The organism is Bradyrhizobium tropiciagri (assembly GCF_001189845.1).
Taxonomy (GTDB): domain Bacteria; phylum Pseudomonadota; class Alphaproteobacteria; order Rhizobiales; family Xanthobacteraceae; genus Bradyrhizobium; species Bradyrhizobium tropiciagri.
The window spans coordinates 21,493-27,492 of the sequence record NZ_LFLZ01000098.1 but is presented as its reverse complement, the minus strand read 5'-3'; the positions used below and the strand labels follow the sequence as shown (position 1 = coordinate 27,492).

Here is a 6,000-nt window from a genome sequence, read left to right as displayed (position 1 = left end):
GGGGGGTTCTCCACGAGTTACATTGTGGAGAAAGCCCCTCACCCGGATCGCATCTTCGATGCGATCCGACCTCCCCCGCAAGCGGGAGAGGTGAAGACAGCCTCCGCCATCAACATTTCATTTTTCCGGCATTGGCTTGGGCGATAAGCTCCGCTCGCTGGGAGGGGGCGCCGGCTGCGCCGGCGTTTGTGGCGATGTTGATGCAAACAAAACAACAAACTGCGTTTTCGATGGTCCTTGCCCTTGCAGCGTTGCTCGCGGCAGCGCCGCTGCGCGCGCAGCAGGCGCAAACGGGGGCCGGCAGCGAGATCCGTGTCGGCAATGTCATGCCCTACACCGGGCCGCTCGCCGCGTTCGCGACCATCGGGCGGGCGGAAGCGGCCTATTTCGACATGGTCAACGAGCATGGCGGCATCAACGGCCGCAAGGTCAAGTTCGTCTCGGTCGATGACAGCTCCAATCCGAAGACGGCGATGGAGCAGACCCGCGATCTCGTCGAGAAGCAGGACGTGCTGCTGATGTTCGGCTCGTTCGGCACGCCGAGCAACCTCGCGGTCCGGAAGTACCTCAACGAGAAGAAGATCCCGCAGCTGTTCGTTGCCTCCGGCGACGAGGAGTGGGCGCATCCGAGGGCCTTCCCCTGGACCATGGGCTGGCAGCCGACCTTCCGCGCCGAGGGGCAGATCTACGCCAACTACATCCAGGCCGCCTATCCCTCGCGCAAGATCGCGGTGCTCTGGCAGAACGACCAGTTCGGCCGCGACCTGTTCAGGGGATTGCAGGAGGGGCTCGGCGACACCGCAGGGATGATCGTCGCCGATCTCGCCTTCGACGCATCGGAGACAGCGATCCAGAACCAGATCGGAATTTTGAAGAATTCCGGCGCCGACATCCTGGTGTTCGACGGCGCCCCGGCGATCGCGGCGCGCGCGATCCGCGTCGCCGCCGACCTCGACTGGCATCCGGTGTTCATCCTCGACAACGCGTCGGCCTCGATCGCCAGCGCATTGCGGCCCGCGGGCCTGCAAAATTCGCTCGGCGTGATCTCGACCTCGTTCCTGAAGGATGCCGGCGATGCCGCCTGGAAGAACGACCCGCAGATCAAGGCGTGGGACGCCTTCATGGACAAGTACTACCCCGACGGCGACAAGGACGACATCTACGCCGTGTTCGGCTATGCCGCCGCCGACACGCTGATGCAGGTGCTGCGGCAGTGCGGCGACGACCTGTCGCGCGACAACATCATGCGGCAGGCGGCCTCGCTGAAGGACTATCAAATCCCGATCGCGCTGCCGGGGATCGTCATCAACACCGGGCCGAAGGATTTCCGCCCCATCAAGCAGATGCGGCTGGTGCAGTTCGACGGCAACGCCTGGCAGCCGATCGGCGACGTGATCGAAAGCGCGTTCACGGCGGTGCGCGAGGACAATTGAGGCGCATCTATCGGCTTCGCTGTATGCGAAGCTCGTCGCTCTCTCACCGTCATCCCCGCGCAAAGGCTTTGCCTTTGCGCTGGAGGAGGCCGCGCAGCGGCCGTCTCGAAGGGTCGACGGCCCGACTGTGGCCGTGCATCCTTCGAGGCTCGCTCCGCTCGCACCTCAGGATGACGGTGATGGGGCGCAATGCTTCCCGTCCACCGCAATTCGTCGTCCCGGCGAAAGCCGGGACCCATTACCCCAACTCTCAGTTGTTTGGCATTGCCGGGGCAATAGTCCTTTTCAAACCACAGAGCGGTGGTTACGGGTCCCGGCCTTCGCCGGGACGACGGTGGGGAGAGACCTACTTCTTCAGCCCGTAATTCAGCAACCCGCCCTTGTTCTTCGGCGGATGCGCACGCAGGCCTTCCTCGTTCGGCTCGGTGCCCCAGCCCGGACGGTCCGGGATCACGAGATGGCCGTCGACAAACTCAGGCACATGGGTGAACAGCTCGTGGTCCCAAGCCAGGCGATCGATGTCGGTCTCCATGATGCGCAAATTCGGCACCGCGGCGCAGAAATGCGCGTTCATCATGGTGCAGAGGTGGCCATAGAAATTATGCGGCGCGACGTTGACCTCGAAGTGCTCGGCGGCCGCGGCGATCTTCATTGACTGCCAGACCCCGTTCCACGGCGTGTCTATGATTGCGATATCCATCGCCTGCTCGGTGAAGTAGGGCAGGAATTCGCGCAGGCCCAGCAGCGTCTCGCAGGACGAGACCGGGTGCGGGCTCTGGCGGCGGATATAGCCGAGCGCCTGCGGGTTAAAGGTGTCGATCTCGACCCAGAACATGTCCATCTTCTCGATGGCGCGCAGGATCTTCAGATAGCCCTCGGTCTTGGCGTTGAAGTTGAGGTCGAGCAGCAGATCGACATCCGGCCCCGCGCCGTCGCGGATCGCCTCCAGATGCATGCAGAGATTGCGCAGCACCGTGCGGTCGATGTTGATCTCGGGCTGGAACGGCGAGCCGAAGCCGGGACGCCAGCCCATCGGCTTGCCGTCGGTGTAGACGAAGATGTTGGTCTTCATCGCCGTGAATTTCTTCTCGCGCACCTCGGCCCCGATCGCCTTGACGCCGTCGAGATCGGTGATCGCGGGCTTGTACCAGTCGGGATGGTTGATGCGCCAGGTCGCGCAATGCGACCAATAGACCCGCACGCGGTCGCGGATCTTGCCGCCGAGCAGATCATAGCAGGGCACGCCGAGCGCCTTGGCCTTGACGTCGAGCAGCGCGTTCTCAATGGCGCCGAGCGCCAGCGCCACCACGCCGCCGGCAGCGGGGCGCGTCGCAGCGAACAGCTCGACATAGATCCGCTCGTGCTCGAACGCGTTCTTGCCGACCACCCGCGCCGACAGCCGCTCGATCGCTGCGGTCACGCCGGGCGCGCCAAAGCCTTCGTCATATTCGCTCCAGCCGACCAGACCGTCCGTGGTCGTCACCTTGACGAAGTGATAATTCCGCCAGCCGGCATCGCAGGCGAGCGTCTCGACGCTTTTGATGGTGGTGGATTTGCTCATGGTTTCCCGCCCGGCTTTTGTTGATGTTGAGCAAGTTCAACAACGGATCGACGAAGGCGTCAATTCGCGCCAAGGCAGGGCGACAATGCGTATTGGCAAGGCGGCGCTCGCCGCTTCGTTCACCGTCATCCTGAGGAGCGCGCCCTTGCGCGCGTCTCGAAGGGTCGAGACGCCGCTTCGCGGCTCCTCAGGATGACGGGGAGGGAGTGTTTAGGTCTACGGCCGAAACAGCGTCGGCCGCTGGCGTTCGAACGTCTTGCGGCCGTTCTTGTAACCCAGCAGCACGTCGGGCAATTCGGCGATCGCATTGGGTCCGCTGTCGGTATCGAGCACGACGATGTCGGCGGGATTGCCGACCGCGATGCCGTAATCCCTGAGGTTCATCAGCCGTGCCGGCAGGTCGGTGACGAGATCGAGGCAGGCATCGAACTCGCCGATCCCGGCATGTGCGGCATTGGCGTAGAGGTTAGCCATCCGCAGCAGCGACGCGTCGCCGAACGGCGTGAACGGATTTTGCACATTGTTGGTGGCGACCGAGCAGAGCACGCCATCGGCGACCAGCCGGTGCGCCGCGGTCAGCCCGCGCGGCGCGTTGTGGGTGGCGTCACGGCCCATCAGATAAAGGTCGGTCGCGGGCAGCACGGTGACCGCAACGCCGGCCCCGGCAAGCCGGGCGCTCGCCGCCTTAAGCCGCTCCGGCGGCAGTGCAGACAACTTTGTCGCGTGCCCGATCGCGACGCGGCCGTGATAGTTGCGCCGCTCGGTCTGCCGGCAGACTTCCTCCATGTGCCACCAGGAGGGATCGAGGTCGAAATCGAGATGCAGGTCGACGTCGAGGTCGAATTGCTGCGCGAGATCGAAGATGCGCGCGATATGCGCGTTCGGGTCGGTGTCGACATAGGGGCAGCCGCCGATCGCCGCGGCGCCGTCGTTGAGCGCGGCCACCAGCAACTCGTCGGCGCCGGGATCGTTGGTCAGGCCCTCCTGCGGGAAGACACAAAGGGAGAGATCGAGCGCCCAGGCATAGTCGTGCTTCAGCGCCTTGACTGCCTCGAAGCCGCGCAGCCCGATCCGCGGATCGATCTCGACATGGGTCCGCATCCGTGTGGTGCCTGCCGTGATCGCGCGCTCGATCACCTTGGCGCCGCGTGAATAGACGTCCTCCACCGTAAAGTCGCGCTTCATCGCCGACACTGCGCGGATCGCCTCGCCGAGGCTCGCATGGTCGTGGCCGCAACGGCCGAGCAGGCAGGCCTTGTCGAGATGGATGTGGGTGTCGACGAAGCCCGGCAGCACCAGTCGCCCGCCAAGGTCAACCTCGACGGCTTCGCATGCAAGTTGCGGCGCGATCGCGGCGATCCTGCCGTCGGCGATGCCGATATCGACCGCCGACGCGGATGCGCGCGTCACGGCATGACGGAAGACCAGGTCGAAGGCAGGTTTCGCGATCATCGGGGAAACATCAGGATTGTTTGAGCCTAGCGGAAGGGCGGGGAACCGGCAGCATCAGATTGTGTGCAGTTTGCCTGCCAGATTGTCTAAAAAATATGCATACACTTCTGCCGTCGAATTGTAGAGTCCGGCTATTCCCCGGAGGCCCCGTCATGTCCATTACCGCCAAAGCCGATGCCCGCCCGCTGTCCGATGCCGAGATCGTGGAGGCCTATCTGACCGCGTCGATGATCCCCGATCCGGATGCGGCGGCGGCCTATATGAAGCCGGGCACCGTGATCACCTTCACCGGTGGGCGCGAGTTTGACCATCCGCGCGGGCCGATCGGCTTTAACGCCAAGCGCTACCGCTGGGTGAAGAAGCGGATGGACCGCTTCGACGTCTGCCCCGGCGCCGGCGAGACCGTCGTCTACAGCGTCGGCACGCTGTACGGCGAATGGATCGACGGCACGCCGTTCGAAGGCAACCGCTATGTCGACCGCTTCGTGGTGAAGGGCGGGCAGATCGTCAAGATGGACGTCTGGAACGACAGCGCGGAACGGATTTTGCTGCAACGGGGGATTGAGGGGTAGGGAGCGCGTCGCTTCTTCCCCGTCATCCTTCGAGACGCGCTGCGCGCTCCTCAGGATGACGGGGAGGGAGTAGCGGCCACGGCTAACGCCGCACCGCCTTCGGCAGCTTCACCACCCGATCGCCGCTCGCCTCGTCCGCGTACGGCGCCAGGATATCCAGCAGATCACGGCCGCGCTGCGGGCTCGGCGCGACCAGCGCACGGGTCGCCACGGAATCGAGATGGCTGTGCATCAGCCCCATCACCTTGTCGACATCGCCCTTCACAAGCGCTGCGATAATCGCGCGATGCTCGTTGATCGCGCACTCCGATGAATGCGGCCGGCTGTACAGCGACAGCGTCAGGCAGCAGCGGTAGGCGACCTCGCTGACATAGCGCACCAGGATCGGGCTGTTCGTCATGTGGGCGAGCAGGATGTGGAATTCGGTGGCGAGCCGGATCGACACCGCATCGGTGCCGTCGCGGGCGCGATCCTCGGCGTCGACATGGGCATTCAGTTCGGCGATCTGCGGCTTGGTCAGCTTGCCCGCGAGCTGCCGCACCACCAGCCGCTCGAGCTCGATGCGGATGTCGAAGGCATCGCGCGCCTCCTGCCAGCTCGGCGTCGCCACCACCGCGATGCGGTTGCGGCGCAGCTCGACGAGGCCTTCCGCCGCGAGTTGCCCGAGCGCATGCCGCGCGATGGTGCGGCTGACGCCGAAGCGTTCGCCCAGGGAATCCTCGGGCAGCTTCGCGCCGGGCTCCAGCGCCTGCTCGATGATCGCGCGCCGCAGCGCACGGCAGATCACGCTGACCTTGTCGGACGATTCAGCCGTCTTGCTGGTGTCGGCGCGCGCCGCCATTGCCGCGAATCCCTCTCGAAACGAGCCTCGAACGCCTCTTTATCATACCGCCAAAACAATCGGGCGCTTCAATTGCATGCAGTTTGAGCTGTGGATTGCCCAAAAGGAATCCGGCCCCGCGCCCGCCGATCCCACGATCCC

6 protein-coding genes are annotated in these 6,000 nt (G+C 64.7%); 3 read left to right on the top strand and 3 right to left on the bottom strand.

Going from position 1 to position 6,000, the window contains the following annotated elements; genetic code table 11:
• The first annotated feature begins 200 nt into the window (after positions 1–200).
• A complete protein-coding gene (locus AKN84_RS40565; protein ID WP_050425965.1) occupies positions 201–1,433 on the top strand; it encodes an ABC transporter substrate-binding protein in 1,233 nt (410 codons plus the stop codon).
• 346 nt (positions 1,434–1,779) lie between these two features.
• On the opposite strand, the gene AKN84_RS40560 is transcribed toward AKN84_RS40565, so the two are convergent.
• Entirely contained in the window at positions 1,780–2,994 is a 1,215-nt protein-coding gene (locus tag AKN84_RS40560) for a mandelate racemase/muconate lactonizing enzyme family protein (RefSeq protein WP_050425962.1), read from the bottom strand.
• Between AKN84_RS40560 and AKN84_RS40555 the strand changes: the two genes are divergently transcribed.
• Complete coding sequence (locus tag AKN84_RS40555) at positions 2,993–3,190, top strand: hypothetical protein (protein WP_050425961.1); 198 nt, start codon at positions 2,993–2,995, stop codon at positions 3,188–3,190. The genes AKN84_RS40560 and AKN84_RS40555 overlap by 2 nt on opposite strands.
• Before the next feature lie 20 nt (positions 3,191–3,210).
• Here AKN84_RS40555 and AKN84_RS40550 read toward each other — a convergent pair whose 3' ends face one another.
• The gene (locus tag AKN84_RS40550; RefSeq protein WP_050425960.1) at positions 3,211–4,446 is read right to left on the bottom strand and encodes an amidohydrolase family protein; all 1,236 of its coding nucleotides are present in this window, start codon (positions 4,444–4,446) and stop codon (positions 3,211–3,213) included.
• Positions 4,447–4,598: 152 nt separating this feature from the next.
• Between AKN84_RS40550 and AKN84_RS40545 the strand changes: the two genes are divergently transcribed.
• Complete coding sequence (locus tag AKN84_RS40545; protein WP_050425959.1) at positions 4,599–5,018, top strand: nuclear transport factor 2-like protein; 420 nt, start codon at positions 4,599–4,601, stop codon at positions 5,016–5,018.
• Positions 5,019–5,100: 82 nt separating this feature from the next.
• Here AKN84_RS40545 and AKN84_RS40540 read toward each other — a convergent pair whose 3' ends face one another.
• Entirely contained in the window at positions 5,101–5,859 is a 759-nt protein-coding gene (locus AKN84_RS40540) for a GntR family transcriptional regulator (protein WP_050425958.1), read from the bottom strand.
• Positions 5,860–6,000 lie beyond the last annotated feature (141 nt).